The 15,046-nt window shown below is 63.5% G+C and carries 13 protein-coding genes; 5 read left to right on the top strand and 8 right to left on the bottom strand.

What is annotated here, in order from left to right:
* Positions 1-16: 16 nt before the first annotated feature.
* The 3 genes from cimA to cysS all read right to left on the bottom strand — a co-directional run bounded on the left by cimA (position 17) and on the right by cysS (position 3,619).
* Entirely contained in the window at positions 17-1,615 is a 1,599-nt protein-coding gene (cimA, locus tag AC0L3S_RS04950) for a citramalate synthase (protein WP_473257715.1), read from the bottom strand.
* On the bottom strand, positions 1,612-2,121 hold the full coding sequence (locus AC0L3S_RS04945; protein WP_473257718.1) for a GNAT family N-acetyltransferase: 510 nt from the start codon (positions 2,119-2,121) through the stop codon (positions 1,612-1,614). Before AC0L3S_RS04945 ends, cimA begins: the two co-directional genes overlap by 4 nt.
* 115 nt (positions 2,122-2,236) lie before the next feature.
* Positions 2,237-3,619, bottom strand: a complete 1,383-nt coding sequence (gene cysS / locus AC0L3S_RS04940; protein ID WP_473278293.1) for a cysteine--tRNA ligase — start codon at positions 3,617-3,619, stop codon at positions 2,237-2,239.
* Positions 3,620-3,912: 293 nt separating this feature from the next.
* On the opposite strand from cysS, the gene AC0L3S_RS04935 reads away from it, so the two are divergent.
* Both AC0L3S_RS04935 and AC0L3S_RS04930 read left to right on the top strand, forming a co-directional pair.
* The gene (locus tag AC0L3S_RS04935) at positions 3,913-4,218 is read left to right on the top strand and encodes a hypothetical protein (protein ID WP_473278292.1); all 306 of its coding nucleotides are present in this window, start codon (positions 3,913-3,915) and stop codon (positions 4,216-4,218) included.
* A 130-nt stretch (positions 4,219-4,348) separates the two neighbouring features.
* Positions 4,349-5,539 (top strand): DUF2865 domain-containing protein, encoded by a 1,191-nt coding sequence (locus AC0L3S_RS04930; protein WP_473278291.1) that lies wholly within the window; start codon positions 4,349-4,351, stop codon positions 5,537-5,539.
* A gap of 167 nt (positions 5,540-5,706) precedes the next feature.
* Here the strand turns inward: AC0L3S_RS04930 and AC0L3S_RS04925 are convergent, their stop codons facing one another.
* The 3 genes from AC0L3S_RS04925 to AC0L3S_RS04915 form a co-directional block, all read right to left on the bottom strand.
* Complete coding sequence (locus AC0L3S_RS04925) at positions 5,707-7,464, bottom strand: NAD+ synthase (RefSeq protein ID WP_473278290.1); 1,758 nt, start codon at positions 7,462-7,464, stop codon at positions 5,707-5,709.
* A 92-nt stretch (positions 7,465-7,556) separates the two neighbouring features.
* Positions 7,557-7,910: a diacylglycerol kinase gene (locus AC0L3S_RS04920; protein WP_473257728.1), complete on the bottom strand. Its 354-nt coding sequence runs from the start codon at positions 7,908-7,910 to the stop codon at positions 7,557-7,559.
* Positions 7,911-7,914: 4 nt separating this feature from the next.
* The gene (locus AC0L3S_RS04915; RefSeq protein WP_354204316.1) at positions 7,915-9,303 is read right to left on the bottom strand and encodes a class II 3-deoxy-7-phosphoheptulonate synthase; all 1,389 of its coding nucleotides are present in this window, start codon (positions 9,301-9,303) and stop codon (positions 7,915-7,917) included.
* Positions 9,304-9,484: 181 nt separating this feature from the next.
* Between AC0L3S_RS04915 and AC0L3S_RS04910 the strand changes: the two genes are divergently transcribed.
* The 3 genes from AC0L3S_RS04910 to AC0L3S_RS04900 all read left to right on the top strand — a co-directional run bounded on the left by AC0L3S_RS04910 (position 9,485) and on the right by AC0L3S_RS04900 (position 12,985).
* On the top strand, positions 9,485-10,381 hold the full coding sequence (locus AC0L3S_RS04910; protein WP_473278289.1) for an alpha/beta hydrolase family protein: 897 nt from the start codon (positions 9,485-9,487) through the stop codon (positions 10,379-10,381).
* Positions 10,382-10,517: 136 nt separating this feature from the next.
* Positions 10,518-12,326, top strand: a complete 1,809-nt coding sequence (locus AC0L3S_RS04905) for an adenylate/guanylate cyclase domain-containing protein (protein WP_473278288.1) — start codon at positions 10,518-10,520, stop codon at positions 12,324-12,326.
* A gap of 230 nt (positions 12,327-12,556) precedes the next feature.
* Positions 12,557-12,985, top strand: a complete 429-nt coding sequence (locus tag AC0L3S_RS04900; protein WP_473278287.1) for an SgcJ/EcaC family oxidoreductase — start codon at positions 12,557-12,559, stop codon at positions 12,983-12,985.
* 115 nt (positions 12,986-13,100) lie between these two features.
* On the opposite strand, the gene AC0L3S_RS04895 is transcribed toward AC0L3S_RS04900, so the two are convergent.
* Together AC0L3S_RS04895 and AC0L3S_RS04890 are read right to left on the bottom strand one after the other, a co-directional pair.
* Positions 13,101-13,364, bottom strand: coding sequence for a hypothetical protein (locus tag AC0L3S_RS04895; RefSeq protein ID WP_473257734.1), 264 nt, complete (start codon positions 13,362-13,364; stop codon positions 13,101-13,103).
* A 186-nt stretch (positions 13,365-13,550) separates the two neighbouring features.
* The gene (locus tag AC0L3S_RS04890; protein WP_473278286.1) at positions 13,551-15,035 is read right to left on the bottom strand and encodes an aldehyde dehydrogenase family protein; all 1,485 of its coding nucleotides are present in this window, start codon (positions 15,033-15,035) and stop codon (positions 13,551-13,553) included.
* Positions 15,036-15,046: the final 11 nt, after the last annotated feature.

The following is a 15,046-nucleotide window of genomic DNA, read 5'->3' as shown; positions in this document are numbered from 1 at the left end:
ACAGCCATTGTGGGTCCTAAGCCGGCGCGCCCGACTTCACCAGCTTGTAGATCACCGAATCCATCAATGCCTGAAACGAGGCGTCGATGATGTTGGGGGACACCCCGACCGTGGTCCAGCTGTCGCCGTTCTCGTCCTCGCTCTCGATCAGGACGCGCGTGACCGCGCCGGTGCCGCCGTTGAGGATACGCACGCGATAGTCGATCAGCGTCAGGCCTTCGATATATTTCTGGTACTTGCCGAGATCCTTGCGCAACGCGACGTCGAGCGCGTTGACGGGACCGTTGCCTTCGGCCGCCGAAATCAGATGCTCGCCGGCAACGTCGACCTTGACCACCGCCAGCGCCACGGTGACGCGCTCGCCATGCGAATTGTAGCGCTGCTCGACATTGACGTCGAACTGCTCCACCTCGAAATAATGCGGCACCTTGCCGAGCGTGCGCCGCGCCAGCAGCTCGAACGAGGCGTTGGCGGATTCATAGGCGTAGCCCTGGGCTTCGCGCTCCTTCAACTCCTCGACCAGCCGCGACAGCTTCGGATCGCTCTTCTCATAAGCGATGCCGGCGCGGTCGAGCTCGGCGATGACGTTGGAGCGGCCGGCCTGGTCGGACACCAGCACCTTGCGGTGATTGCCGACCAGCTCCGGCAAGACATGCTCGTAGGTCTGCGGATCCTTCAGCACGGCGGAGGCATGGATGCCGGTCTTGGTGACGAAGGCGCTCTCGCCGACATAGGCTGCATGCCGGTTCGGTACGCGGTTGAGCATGTCATCGAGCGTGCGCGACACCTTGACCAGCGTTGCGAGCTTCTCCGCCGTGACGCCGATCTCGAAGGCGTCGGCAAACTCGGCCTTCAGCTTCAAGGTCGGGATCAGCGAGCACAAATTGGCGTTGCCGCAGCGCTCGCCGAGGCCGTTCAGCGTGCCCTGGATCTGCCGCACCCCGGCGCGTACCGCGGCGAGCGAATTCGCCACCGCCTGCTCGGTATCGTTATGGGCGTGGATGCCGAGATGATCGCCGGGGATGTGCTTGGTCACCTCAGTGACGATGGCCTCCACCTCGTTCGGCATGGTGCCGCCGTTGGTGTCGCACAGCACCACCCAGCGCGCGCCGGCTTCATAGGCGGCTTTCGCGCAGGCGAGCGCGAAACTGGAATCCTCCTTGTAACCGTCGAAGAAATGTTCGCAATCGAGCATCACCTCGCGGCCGGCGGCCTTTGCTGCTGCGACGCTGTCGCGGATCGAGGCGAGGTTCTCCTCCTTCGTCGTCTCCAGCGCGACGCGCACTTGGTAAGCCGAAGCTTTTGCGACGAAGCAAATCGCGTCGGCTTTGGCTTCCAGCAGCCCGGCCACGCCCGGATCGTTGGAGACCGAGCGCCCCGCCCGCCGCGTCATGCCGAACGCAGTGAAGCGCGCATGCGAAAACTTCGGCTTGGTGCCGAAGAACTCGGTGTCGGTCGGATTGGCGCCGGGATAGCCGCCCTCGACATAGTCGATGCCGAGTTCATCGAGCATCGCCGCGATGATTTGCTTGTCGGTCAGCGTGAAGTCGACCCCATTGGTCTGCGCGCCGTCGCGCAGCGTGGTGTCGAACAGATAGAGACGCTCCTTGCTCATTGCAGCGCTCCCGACGCAGGGCCGCTGCCGAGCGTCTTTTGCATGGTGGTGTTGGCCAGCCACTCGTCGTTGACGGTGATGCTGTTGCGCTGCATGGCGACATAGCCGCGCTTGGCAAAAAAGCCCTGCGCGTTGTCGCTGGCATCGACCGTCAGCTTGTCGGCGCCGCGGCCGCCCGCAAGCTTTTCCAGCGCATCGACCAGCATGGTCGCCAGGCCCTGCCCGGCCACGGCCGGATGCACATAGAGCATGCGGACATGATCCTTGCCGCGGAGCGAGGCAAAGCCCACCGGTGATCCCTCCAGCGTTGCGATCAGCGTCAGGTCGGAGGCGAGCCCCTTGCCGAATTCTTCGTCCTCGGCTGCGGCCATCCAGGCCTGCTGCTGCGCTTCGCTATAGTCCTCGCCGGTCAGCTCTTCGATGCTGGCCGTGAAGATCGCGGCGAGAACCGGCACGTCCTCCGGCAGGAAGGGCCGCAAGCCAGGCTTTGGGAGTGCTTGTGCCATCGTCTTCACCACATCCCATAGAGTTTCAGCGCCAGCGCCACGGCGGCGCCGAGCAGCAGGATTTTCAGCGCGATGTAATAGAACCAGTGCCGCGGAAAAGGCGTGTCGGGCCGCTTCATCGTGCGACCTCCCACGTGGTCCCTTCTTTGGAATCCTTGATCGCGACGCCCATCGCGGCAAGCAGATCGCGGATACGATCGGAATCCGCAAAGTCCTTGCGCTCACGCGCCGCCGTCCGCTCCGAGATCAGGCGCTCGACTTCCTTGGCATCGACGCCGCTCGCCTGCTGCTTGCGTCCTTCCCACTGCGCGGCACTCTCGGAGAGAAAGCCGAGCAGACGCAACGAACCCGCGAGAGCACCAACGTCGCTGCCGCGCAGCCCATGCAGCGCCGCGATGGCGAGCGGCGTGTTGAGGTCGTCGAGCAGCGGCTCGACCACTGACGGGGCGGGCTGGCCGGATGCGACGTCAGCCGCGACCCGATACCAATCGTCGAGCGTCTTCGCGCTCTCCTCCAGCGACTTCATCGTCCAGTCGATCGGCGAGCGGTAATGCGTCTTGAGCATATTCAGGCGCAGCACTTCGCCCGGCCAGTCCGCCAGCAGCTCGTGGATCGTGACGAAGTTGCCGAGCGATTTCGACATCTTCTCACTTTCGACCTGCAGGAAGCCGTTATGCATCCAGTAGTTCGCCATGCGCTCCCGATGGAAGGCGCAGCAGGTCTGCGCGACCTCGTTCTCGTGATGCGGAAACACGAGATCGATGCCGCCGCCATGGATGTCGAAGTGCTCGCCGAGATGCCTCCAGGCCATGGCCGAGCACTCGATGTGCCAGCCCGGCCGCCCCTGCGCGGCGACGCCGGCCGGTGACGGCCATGACGGCTCGCCGGGCTTGGACGGCTTCCACAGCACGAAGTCGGTGTTACCCTTCTTGTAGGGCGCGACATCGACGCGGGCGCCGGCGACCATCTCGTCCAGCGAACGGTTGGACAGCGCGCCATAGCGCGGCAGCCCGGAATCGGCCGCGTTCATCGCCTGCGGCGAGAACAGCACGTGACCCTCGGCAACATAGGCAAAGCCGCCGGCAACCAGCCGCTCGATGATCTCGCGCATCTCGCGGATATGTTCGGTGGCGCGCGGCTCGACGCTCGGCCGCAGCGCACCGAGGGCGTCGACATCGGCGTGAAATTGTTTGCCAGTCTGCTCCGTGACTTTCCGGATCGCCTCGTTCAGCGGCAGGCCGGGGAAATCACGCGCGGCGCGGTCGTTGATCTTGTCGTCGACGTCGGTGATGTTGCGGACATATTTGACGTGCGCCTCACCATAGATATGGCGCAGCAGCCGAAACAGCACGTCGAACACGATCACGGGCCGGGCGTTGCCGATATGGGCGAAGTCATAGACCGTCGGTCCGCAGACATACATGCGGACGTTCTTCGCATCGAGCGGCACGAAGGTGCGCTTTTCCCGGCTCAGCGTATCGTAAAGGCGCAATTCCATATGGATACCCGTCGGCTGTTGGCCGGGCGTCCAGTGCTCTCAATGGTTTTGAGAAAAGACGGCTCCAGCCAGCGAATCGCTAGCTCGTAATCTCGCGGCAAATGGCGCAAATGACGAGGAGACCGTTCATGAGGGAACATATGGGCTATGAGGCGGCCCTGCGTCAAGAGAGCCGCGAAAATGCCGTTTTATCTCCGGAATGCGCAGCCGCCACGCACAGATGGTTCATCTCCTTAACCATTTGAGTCCATTCTGGAACTGGCAGTTCCTTTGTTTTTTGCCCCGGTGTTTTCATGCGATCATTGCTCGCGCTCATTTCCTGCGCCTCCATCCTTGCGGCTTCCAACGCTCTCGCCGAGACCCGCGTCTTCATCATCCCTAACCAGGCCGATGGCTACGGCGTCGATCAGTGTCTGGCCAAGAGCGACAAATGCGGCGCGCAGGTCGCCCGCACCTACTGCCAGTCACGCGATTTTGCCCAGGCTTCGGCCTATCGCCGGGTCGATCCCGACGAAATTACCGGCTCTGTCCCCAAATCCGGCGCAAACTGCTCCCATGGCCATTGCGATGAATATGTCGCAATCACCTGCCAGCGCTGAATTCGCTCGGAACTGGCGTACCTTAGGCCCAATCGCTGGCCTCTGAAACGACGTGACGATGCCGCAGGAAGCGGCTATGGGAGGGCGCGCTTCGGCCCCCCACATCACGCGTGGCCGTGACCTCGCTAGAATGGCGGATATGCCTGAATTTTTGTCTCTATCCCGTGCTCGCTCGATCCTTGCCTGCGCCGTGCTCTTGAGCACGGTCGCGCTCGCCAATGGTGCTTCCGCACAGGCCGGACCGCCGGGACCGCCGCCTCAACCCGGCCAGAACGGGCTCGGACCCAACCCGATGTGTGCGCGCCTGGAAGGCCAGCTCGCCGGTCTCGATCGTGGCGGCGGCGGTGATCCCGCGCGCGAAGACCAGATCCGCCGCTATCAGGAATCCCAGAGCAAGCAGCAGGCCGAGCTCGACCGCGTCACCATGCAGGCCAAGCGCATGGGTTGCGATTCCTCCGGCTTCTTCTCGTTGTTCAGCGGCCAGTCGGCGCAATGCGGTCCGGTCAACACCCAGATCCAACAGATGCGCGCCAATCTGGACCAGATCACCGGCAATCTCGAACGCCTGCGCGGCGGCGGTCCCGGCGGCTTCAGTCCCGAGCGTGACAACCAGCGCCGCTCGGTGCTGGCAGCGCTGGCCCAGAACAATTGCGGCCCGCAATATGCCAACGCCGCGCAGTCGCAAGGCGGCGGCAACTTCCTGAGCAATCTGTTCGGCGGCAACAACCCCAACAATCCGCAAGGCGTGCCGCCGTCCGATCTCGGCCCGCAATCAGGCACCTATCGCACCGTGTGCGTGCGCACCTGCGACGGCGCGTATTTCCCGGTTTCGTTTGCGACCGTGCCGGCGCGCTTCCCCGACGACGAGAAGACCTGCAAGGCGCTGTGCCCGGCCGCCGAAGCCGTGCTCTACACCCATCGCAATCCCGGCGAGGACATGAACTCCGCGGTCTCCACCAGCGGCCAGCCCTACACGGCACTGCCGACCGCGTTCAAATTCCGCAGCGAGTTCAATCCATCCTGCTCCTGCAAGGCGGCGGGCCAGACCTGGGCCGACGCGCTCAAATCCGCCGACGACAAGGCCTCGGCCGAGCAGCAGGGTGACATCATCGTCACCGAGGAGAGCGCCAAGAAGATGCAGCAGCGGCAGCTCACCAAGGGCACGCCTGCGAATGCCAAGAAGGGCGCAGCGCCGGCGCCGACGACGGCTGGCGCGCCGGCAGCAACGCCGCCGGCGGAAACCGGCACCACTGCGACCTCATCCGAGAACAAGCCGATCCGTTCGGTCGGCCCGAGCTTCCTGCCGCAACAGCAGAAGTAGGCGGCCACAAATTCAACTGTCATGCCCGCGAAGGCGGGCATCCAGTACTCCGCGGCGGCAGTTTGGGTTTCGACAACGTCCGCCGCGGCGTACTGGATCATCCGCCTTCGCGGATGATGACAGCGTCGTACGTGACGAACCGTCCATCCCACGACGTTCGGCCAGCCTCACCCCTCGAACGCGTCGATCGAGGCTTTGCTCCCACGCGACACCAGCGTCTCATCCGGGGCGGCGAGCTGCTCGCCTTTGTCGCGAAAGCGGTTGGTGATGGGATAGCGGCGGTCGCGGCCGAAATTCCTGGCCGTGACCTTGACGCCGGGCGCGGCCTGGCGGCGCTTGTATTCGGCGACGTTGAGGAGATGATCGATGCGGGTGACCATCTCGCGGTCGAAGCCAGCGGCGATGATCGTGTCGAGCGGCTCTTCGCGCTCGATGAGACGCTCCAGGATGGCATCGAGCACGTCGTAAGCCGGCAACGAATCCTGGTCGGTCTGGTTCTCGCGCAGCTCCGCGGTCGGCGGGCGCGTGATGATGTCGGGCGGGATCACCTCGCCCGCAGGCCCGAGCGCGCCATCCGGCTTCCAGCTGTTGCGCAAGCTTGCCAGCCGAAACACCTGCGTCTTGTAGATGTCCTTGATCGGATTGAAGCCGCCGTTCATGTCGCCGTAGAGCGTGGCATAGCCGACCGACATTTCCGACTTGTTGCCGGTTGTCACCACCATCAGGCCGGTCTTGTTGGAGATCGCCATCAGCAGCGTGCCGCGGGTGCGGGCCTGGAGATTTTCCTCGGTGACATCGGGCGGCAGATTCTTGAAGACGCCGGACAGGATGGTCTCGAATCCGGTCACCGCTTCGGCGATCGGCAGCACCTCGTAGCGGATGCCGAGATGGCCGGCGAGCTCGCCGGCGTCCGCAATCGAGCTTGCCGCAGTGTAGCGATAAGGCAGCATCACGCCGTGCACCTGATCCGCACCCAGCGCATCGACCGCGATCGCTGCGCAGAGGGCAGAGTCGATACCGCCGGAAATGCCGAGCAGCACACCGGGAAAGCCATTCTTGGCGACGTAGTCGCGCAAGCCCAGCACGCAGGCCGCGTAGTCGGCGTGGTCGTCCTCAGGCTGCGCGGCGATCGGACCGGTGCAACGCCAATCGTCGCCGCTTCTCGTAAAGCGCAGTGTGGTGATGCTCTCCGCGAAAGCCGGCAATTGCGCTGCGAGCGAAAGGTCGCCGTTGAGCGCGAAGGAAGCACCGTCGAACACCAGCTCGTCCTGGCCGCAAACCTGGTTGAGATAGACCAGCGGCAGACCGCTCTCGGTGACGCGCGCGACCGCGACCGACAAACGTACGTCAGCCTTGTTGCGGGCGTAAGGAGATCCGTTCGGCACGAGGACGATCTCGGCGCCGGTCTCGGCCAGCGTCTCGACCACGTTCTCGTAGTCCTCGGACTCCTCCAGCCAGATGTCCTCGCAGATCGGCACACCGATGCGCACGCCGCGCACGGTGACGGGGCCGGCCGCGGGGCCCCGCGAAAATAGCCGCTTCTCGTCGAACACGCCGTAATTCGGCAGATTGCATTTGAAGCGCAAGCCAGCAATACGGCCGCCATCGAGCAGCGCGCAGGCATTGTAGAGCCTGCCCTCCTCGACCCATGGCGTGCCGATCAGCATGGCCGGCCCGCCATCGGCGGTCTCGCGCGCCAGCGCTTCGATCGCAGCGCGGCAGGCGGCCTGAAAAGCAGGCTTCTGCACCAGATCTTCCGGCGGATAACCGGCGATGAACAATTCCGGAAACAGCACGAGATCGGCGCCGTCGGCGGCTGCCCGCACGCGCGCCGCGCGCGCTTTCGCGGCATTGCCGTCGATGTCGCCCATGGTCGGATTGAGCTGGGCGAGCGTGACCGCGAATGCGTTGAGACGTTCGGTCATGGCGCTCCGATCAGAGCATGATCCGGAAAAGTGTGAAGCGGCTTTCCGAAAAGATCATGCTCAAAAAAACAGTCTAGAGCGCGATGCGCGCTCTAGAGGAATCCCAATCGCTCGATGATGGCGATGATCCAGAACGCGCCAGCCATCAGGAGCGCAACACCGACCGCGGCCGAGCCCATGTCCTTGACCCGCCCGATCTGCTTGTCGTGATCCATGGTCAGCCGGTCGGCAAGCTTCTCGATTGAAGTATTGAGGAGCTCGACCACCAGGACGAACGCGACCGCGCAGATCAGCTCGACCGCGCGCATCGCCGTCGCGCCGACGAACCAGGCAACGGGCAGCGACAAGAGGAGCGCAACGATCTCCTCGCGGACGGCCTGCTCCGAGCGGAACGCAAAGGCCAGACCGTTACGGGAATTGATCGTGGCCTTCCAGATCCGCAGCAAGGTCTCAGAGCCCCGCTGCGGCCGGCATCGGCCTGACCTTGCCGGCGCGTTCCTGCTTGAGCAGTTCCGCGACCAGGAAAGCCATGTCGATGGATTGCTCGGCGTTGAGCCGGGGATCACAGACCGTGTGATAGCGGTCGTTGAGATCCTCGTCGGTGATCGCGCGGGCGCCGCCGAGGCACTCGGTGACGTCCTGGCCGGTCATCTCCAGATGCACACCGCCGGCATGGGTGCCTTCCGCGGCGTGGATCGCGAAGAACGACTTCACCTCGGACAGGATGCGGTCGAAGGGCCGCGTCTTGTAACCCGACGTCGAGGTGATGGTGTTGCCGTGCATGGGATCGCACGACCAGACCACCACTTTGCCCTCGCGCTTCACGGCGCGGATCATGTTCGGCAGGTGCTCGCCGATCTTGTCGGAGCCGAAGCGGCCGATCAGCGTCAGCCGGCCCGGCTCGTTGTCGGGATTGAGCACGTCGATCAGCTTCAGCAGCTCGTCGGGCTTGAGCGATGGGCCGCATTTGAGCCCGATCGGATTCTTGATGCCGCGGAAATATTCGATATGGCCGTGGTCGAGTTGGCGGGTGCGGTCGCCGATCCAGATCATGTGACCCGAGGTCGCGTACCAGTCGCCGGTGGTGGAATCGACGCGGGTCATGGCCTGCTCGTAGCCGAGCAGCAGGGCCTCGTGGCTGGTGTAGAAATCGGTGGCGCGCAGCTCGGGATGGGCCTCGAGATCGAGGCCGCAGGCGCGCATGAAATTGAGCGCATCGGAGATGCGGTCGGCCAATTCCTTGTAGCGGCGGGACTGCGGGCTGTCCTTGAGGAAGCCGAGCATCCACTGATGCACGCTGCCGAGATTGGCGTAGCCGCCGGTGGCGAACGCACGCAGCAGGTTCAGCGTCGCTGCCGACTGGCGATAGGCCATCAGCTGGCGCTGCGGATCAGGGACGCGCGCTTGCTTGGTGAAGGCGATGTCGTTGACGATGTCGCCGCGATAGCTCGGCAGCTCGACGCCGTCGATCTTCTCGGTCGACGAGGAGCGGGGTTTTGCGAACTGGCCGGCGACGCGCCCGACCTTCACCACCGGGACGGCGCCGGCATAGGTCAGCACCACCGCCATCTGGAGCAGCACGCGAAAGAAGTCGCGGATGTTGTTGGCGCCGTGCTCGGCAAAGCTCTCGGCGCAGTCGCCGCCCTGCAGCAGGAAGGCCTCTCCGGCCGCGACCCGCGCTAAGGCCTTCTTCAGATTGCGCGCCTCGCCCGCGAACACCAGCGGCGGAAAGGTTGCAAGCTGCGCCTCGACGTCGGCCAGGGCCTTGGCGTCGGGATAATCGGGCACCTGTAGCACCGGCTTGCTGCGCCAGGACTCGGGCGTCCACCGCTCGGACATCGCAATCTCTCCGTGAAGCAAAAAGCACAACCTGATCTGTGGGTTGCGAGGGTCGCCTTATACACAGGCTGGCCACCGGCCGCCAGTTGTAAATCCGTTTGGCACTGCAAAGCCTTGCGGGGAAAGCCAAATTCGCATTTGCTGGGAAACGGCGAGGAAACTGGCAGGATACCTTCTGCCCATGGACGTGGCACGGGACGACGTTTTCATCGACGAGATCAGCTTCCCGGCGACCGACGGGTATGCGCTGGCCGGCACGCTATTCCTGCCGCGCGGCACCAAACGTCATGCCGTGTTGGTCAATTCGGCGACTGCCGTCCCGCGAAAAATCTATCGCGGCTTTGCCTCCTATCTCGCCCATCGCGGCTGCGCGGTCCTGACCTACGATTATCGGGGCATCGGCGACTCCCGGCTGCCGGCGATGGTCGGCTACAACCAGCCGAAATCGCTGGTCGGCTTCAAGGCCTCAATGTCGGACTGGGCCGCGCTCGACGTCACCGCCGCAGTGCACTGGATGCGCGATCGCTACAATACCCTGCCCTTGGCCTATGTCGGGCATTCCTTCGGCGGCCAGGCGCTCGGGCTGATCGCGAACAACACGGACATTTCGCGCGCCGCGTTCGTGGCCTCGCAGGCGGCGACCTGGCGGCTGATGACGTCGCCGGAAAAATACCGCGTCTTCGCCTTCATGAATTTTGTCGGCGTGCCGCTCGTCCACGCGCTCGGTTACGCCCCGGGCTGGGCCGGCATCGGCGAGGATCTGCCCAAGGGCGTCTTCCTGCAATGGGCCGAGTGGGTCTCGAGCCCCCGTTATCTCTTCGATTCAAAGCTGCCGGCGCTGGAGAATTTCGCCAAGTTCAAGGGCGAGCTGCGCACACTCTGCTTCTCCGACGATCCCTGGGCGACGCGGCCCGCGGTCGAGCTGCTTGCGAGCGGATTCACCGCAATCAAGCCGGAGGTGCTCAACGTGAAGCCGTCCGACGTCGGCGCCAAGGCGATCGGCCATTTCGGCTTCTTCCGCCCCGACCACCGTGACACGCTGTGGCGTGGCGTCGCGGAATGGATCCAGGGGGAATGAGAATAGAGCACGAAAGGCGTGGACCGACACATACTGCTTCCACGGGTAAAGCAGACCTGCGCACAATGATCCGGCATTTCGTCTTGTGACCCCGGACAAACGTCGGCGCTAGCCGAAAGCAGCTCTGCGTGCTTTGATGCGCCGGGCCAAATATCACATTTTAGAGGCCATTTTGTTAGAGGCCATTTTGACCGGCGAACGTGTGGAACGACGACTTGTAGCGGTATTGGCTGCGGATGTCGCCGGTTACAGCCGTCTCATGGGCGCTGACGAGGAAGGCACGCTGGCGCGGCTGAAGGCAGCTCGAAAGATCGTTGTCGATCCCACGATTGCTGCGCATCGTGGCCGCATCGTCAAGACCACCGGCGACGGCATGCTGGTCGAGTTTGCGAGTGCGGTGGACGCGGCGCGCAGTGCGGTCGAAGTCCAGCGCGGAATGGCGGCGCAGAACGCCGACGTCTCCCCGGCAATGAGGATCGACTTTCGGATCGGCATCCACATCGGCGATATTATCATTGATGATAACGACATCTTCGGCGATGGCGTCAACATCGCCGCGCGCCTTGAAGGGATAGCCGACCCCGGCGGCATCTGTATCTCCGACGATGCTCGTCGGCAGATTCGCGGCAAGATAGACGTCGCCTACGACGATATGGGTCTGCAAGCACTCAACAATATCGCCGAACCGATGCATGCATGGCGCCTCCTTGTCGATGCGAATTCCTCGGCAGCTACAAAGCCAGGACAAGCGCCTGAAATTGCGCGACCGCTGGCGCTTCCGGACAAGCCATCCATCGCGGTGCTGCCGTTCCAGAACATGAGTTCCGACCCGGACCAAGAGTTCTTCGCCGACGGAATCGCGGAGGATGTCATCACGGCATTGTCGCGATATTCCTCACTGTTCGTCATCGCCCGCAATTCGTCGTTTTCCTTCAAGGGACGTGCGGCAGACGTGAAACAAGTCGGGCGCGAATTGGGCGTTCGCTATGTGCTTGAGGGCGGCCTGCGAAAATCCGGCAACCGCGTCAGAGTCACCGCGCAGCTTGTCGAAGCAGAGACAGGCAATCATGTCTGGGCAGAACGCTACGACCGCGATATTGCGGACATCTTCTCCGTACAGGATGACATCGCGCAATCCACGACCATCGCCATCGCGCCGGTCATTGCCGGCGCCGAGCAACAGCGGGCAATGCGGAAGACACCCGCAAGTCTCGATGCCTGGGGTGCCTACCAGCGTGGGATGTGGCATCTGGGCAAGGCGAGCACCGAGGATGATGCAGTTGCCGGAGAATTCTTTCGGCGGGCCATAGATCTCGATCCAATGTTCGCGCCCGGATATATCGGGCTCTCCACCGTGCTCAGTCGGTCGAAAGGAACACAAGTCGAAGAAGAAGAATTTGCGCGACGCGCTGTCGCTCTGGACCGCGGCAACGCAGACGCTCATTCACGCCTGGCGCTGGCGCTCAACGCTCGGGGCGATCACGGCGGAGCGCGTGCGCAGGCCGAGCGTGCGCTGGAACTCTGCCCGAATCTGGCACCGGCTCACGGAGCGCTGGGCGTCATTCTCGCGTATTCCGGCTGTCCGAAAGTGGGGCTCGCCGCCCTCGAGACGTGTATTCGGCTGGACCCTCGCGACCCATCGCTGGTGAATCGCTTGAACCAGGTCGCATTGGCTCACTATTTTTGCCGGGACTACACCGCCACAGTCGGGGCGGCGGAGCGCGCGATCCGAACATTCCCCGACTTCCCTTCCCCCTACCGCTGGCTTGCCGCAGCTCTCGGTCAACTCGGTCGAACTGCTGAAGCCGACGATGCGCTGCAGAAAGCAATCGCAATTTCACCAGCATCCTTCGAGTTTCAGGTCCGTCAGCGGCCACCGTGGTTTCGGCCGGAAGATCACGCCCTCATGCTGGACGGCCTTCGTAAAGCCGGTTTGGAGGATTGAGGAAGCAGTTGACCGATTTCCATTCACGGCCCGTCGTATCGGTGATGTGGTGCGGAGTCCGGCGTAAGCGGGACGTCACTGGCCTGGGAGCGAACCGCCGCGATTGACCCATCTCCGACATTGGCAGTAACATGCAAATATTGCCCGATGAATGAACTACAACTTCTGACAGAGGTGCACGCGGCGGAATCGTAGCCCCGTGCCGTTACCGAATATTTTGGAGCATCTATATGCAGAGGCTATTGGCAACTTTCCTGATTATCGTTGGTTTTTCTTTGCCGCAACTTGCGAAGGCCGGACCAAACGAAGACGCCGCTGCGGTCAGAACGCAGTGGGAGCAGGTCTACAATTCGGGCGATGCAGACAAGTTCGTTGCTCTCTATACCAGCGATGCAACGCTTTTCGGGTCGGTTGCCCAACTCTTCTCAGGGCCATCGGGCGTGCGTGCCTACTTTAGTAAGCTCCCTCCTGGCATCCAGGTAAAGATGGGAGACCAACAAGCCGTCGCTGTGGTGCCAGACGTCCTACTTAGCTCGGGCTTTGCGAATTTTATTCTCAAGGACGGCACCGTGGTCCCCTACCGTTTGACGCTCGCGATGGTGAAGGTAGACGGCCGATGGTTGATTGCTCAGCATCACGGCTCGCCCGCCCCAAAATGAGCTAGGGGCGAGACCAGTCTGTTGCTGATGCGGACGCGCTCGCTGACAGCTCCAGCCTCGAAATCTCGCCGTCCCCGGCCTTCTGCCGGGGCAGTCGGAACGATGAGTGTGCGCCCTAGCGAATGATCGTCGTCAGCGACGAGTAGCGCTTGTTCAGCTTGACTTCGCCCGGCGCGAATTGCGCAAACGCCTCGCTGACGCGGACGGCCGGCGGCGTATCGCCGGCGAAACGAAACTCCATCGGCCGCGGCGCGTAGAAGCTGGCGCTGTAATAGGCTTCGTCGAAGCGCGCCTCGCCGATCCCGAACATTGCGTCGCACGCGAACAGAAGTGCGTAGACTCCCGCGACCGCGACGACGACCTCCCTGAGAACTGACATGCTGATGCCCCACCCTGTTGCAGGCAGGATGCACGCCGGTTCCAAAGCCGGGGTTTAAGGCCGCACAGTTCTTGTCCGCAGGGTTTGCCGCAGCTGAGCAGAATGCAGACAATTTTATCGATCTCGAAAAAAGAGCCCGCCGACCGGGTGATCTGGCGGGCTCCAGGTTTGGTCGCTCGGGAGGTATCAGACGACCAAATTCATCCAGACAGCCTTGGGCTCGGTGAAATTGTCGAGCGCGGCGGTGCCGTGCTCGCGGCCGAGGCCGGAGTCGCGCTCGCCGCCCCAGGGCAGACGCACGTCGGTATAGCCATAGGTGTTCATCCAGACCGTGCCCGCGCGCGCCCGCTTGGCGAAGCGCTGCAGCTTGCCGATGTCGCGGCTCCAGACGCCAGCGGCGAGGCTGTAAGCCGTGCCGTTGGCAATCCGCAAAGCATCGGCTTCATCCTTGAACTTGATGACGCTGACGACGGGGCCAAAGATCTCCTCCTGTGAGATCCGCATCTCGTGCGCGACATTCGCGAACACCGCCGGGCTGATGAAGTAGCCGCGATCGCCCACCTTCTCGCCACCGGTGACGAGGGTCGCGCCCTCCTTCCGGCCAATGTCGACATAATCGAGGACCGACTTCATCTGCTTCTCGGATATGACGGGGCCGAGCGTCGTCTTACGGTCGAGCGGGTCGCCGATCCTGAGCGACTTTGCACGTGCCGCCAGTCGTTCGACGACCTCGTCATAGGCCTTCTCCTGCACGAGCACGCGAGAGCCGGCCGAGCAGACCTGGCCGGCATTGAAGAAGATGCCGGAAGCCGCAGCTTTCGATGCGGCTTCGAGATCGGCATCGTCGAAAATGACGTTGGCCGACTTGCCGCCCAGCTCCAGCGAGACGCGCTTGAAGTTGCTAGCGGCGCCCTTCATGATTCCCCGCCCGACACCGGGAGACCCGGTGAAGGTGACCTTGTCCACGTCAGGGTGATTGACCAGTGCGTCGCCGACGACCCGGCCGGGGCCAGTGACGACGTTGAAGACGCCCGCCGGCAGGCCGGCTTCGAGCGCGAGCTCGGCGATGCGCAGCGCCGACAGCGAGGTCAGCTCGGCCGGCTTCATCACGATGGCGCAGCCGCAGGCCAGCGCCGGCGCGAGCTTCCACATCCCGATCATCAGCGGGAAATTCCACGGCACGATCGCGGCGACCACGCCGACCGGCTCGCGCACGGTGTAGGTCAGGGCATCATCGCGCACGGGCACGACGTCGCCGCTGATCTTGTCGGCCCAACCGGCGTAGTAAATCAGCGTGTCGACGGCGGCCGGAAAATCCTGCCGCGATGTCGCGGCGATCGGCTTGCCCGCATCGATCGACTCGAGCTCGATGATCTCCTCTGCGTGAGCCTTGAGCAGGTCAGCCCAGCGCAGCAGGATCTGGCCGCGCTCGGACGCCCGCATCGTGCGCCATGGGCCTTCGAAAGCCCGGCGCGCGGCGGCGACCGCATGCTCCACATCGGCCTCGTTGCCTTCGGCGACGACGGCGATGACCTGCCCAGTGGCCGGGCTGAGCGACTTGAAGGTGCGCCCGGAGCTTGCGGGGACGCGGCGGCCGTCGATCAGCAGATGCTGTGGCCGGGACATGAACTCGGTGGCCGGCGAGTGTGCAAAGTCATATGCAACAGACATCATATTTCTCC

Source organism: Bradyrhizobium sp. Ken01, from assembly GCF_055807355.1.
This window is presented reverse-complemented; position numbering and strand designations above follow the sequence as displayed.

Excerpts from the sequence above, each read along its gene's own strand:
- AC0L3S_RS04935 (WP_473278292.1), top strand. The coding sequence starts at position 3,913 with ATGCGATCATTGCTCGCGCTCATTTCCTGCGCCTCCATCCTTGCGGCT.
- AC0L3S_RS04900 (WP_473278287.1), top strand. The coding sequence starts at position 12,557 with ATGCAGAGGCTATTGGCAACTTTCCTGATTATCGTTGGTTTTTCTTTG.
- AC0L3S_RS04915 (WP_354204316.1), bottom strand. The coding sequence starts at position 9,303 with ATGTCCGAGCGGTGGACGCCCGAGTCCTGGCGCAGCAAGCCGGTGCTA.
- cimA (WP_473257715.1), bottom strand. The coding sequence starts at position 1,615 with ATGAGCAAGGAGCGTCTCTATCTGTTCGACACCACGCTGCGCGACGGC.
- AC0L3S_RS04945 (WP_473257718.1), bottom strand. The coding sequence starts at position 2,121 with ATGGCACAAGCACTCCCAAAGCCTGGCTTGCGGCCCTTCCTGCCGGAG.
- AC0L3S_RS04930 (WP_473278291.1), top strand. The coding sequence starts at position 4,349 with ATGGCGGATATGCCTGAATTTTTGTCTCTATCCCGTGCTCGCTCGATC.
- AC0L3S_RS04890 (WP_473278286.1), bottom strand. The coding sequence starts at position 15,035 with ATGTCTGTTGCATATGACTTTGCACACTCGCCGGCCACCGAGTTCATG.
- AC0L3S_RS04925 (WP_473278290.1), bottom strand. The coding sequence starts at position 7,464 with ATGACCGAACGTCTCAACGCATTCGCGGTCACGCTCGCCCAGCTCAAT.
- cysS (WP_473278293.1), bottom strand. The coding sequence starts at position 3,619 with ATGGAATTGCGCCTTTACGATACGCTGAGCCGGGAAAAGCGCACCTTC.
- AC0L3S_RS04895 (WP_473257734.1), bottom strand. The coding sequence starts at position 13,364 with ATGTCAGTTCTCAGGGAGGTCGTCGTCGCGGTCGCGGGAGTCTACGCA.
- AC0L3S_RS04905 (WP_473278288.1), top strand. The coding sequence starts at position 10,518 with ATGCGCCGGGCCAAATATCACATTTTAGAGGCCATTTTGTTAGAGGCC.
- AC0L3S_RS04910 (WP_473278289.1), top strand. The coding sequence starts at position 9,485 with ATGGACGTGGCACGGGACGACGTTTTCATCGACGAGATCAGCTTCCCG.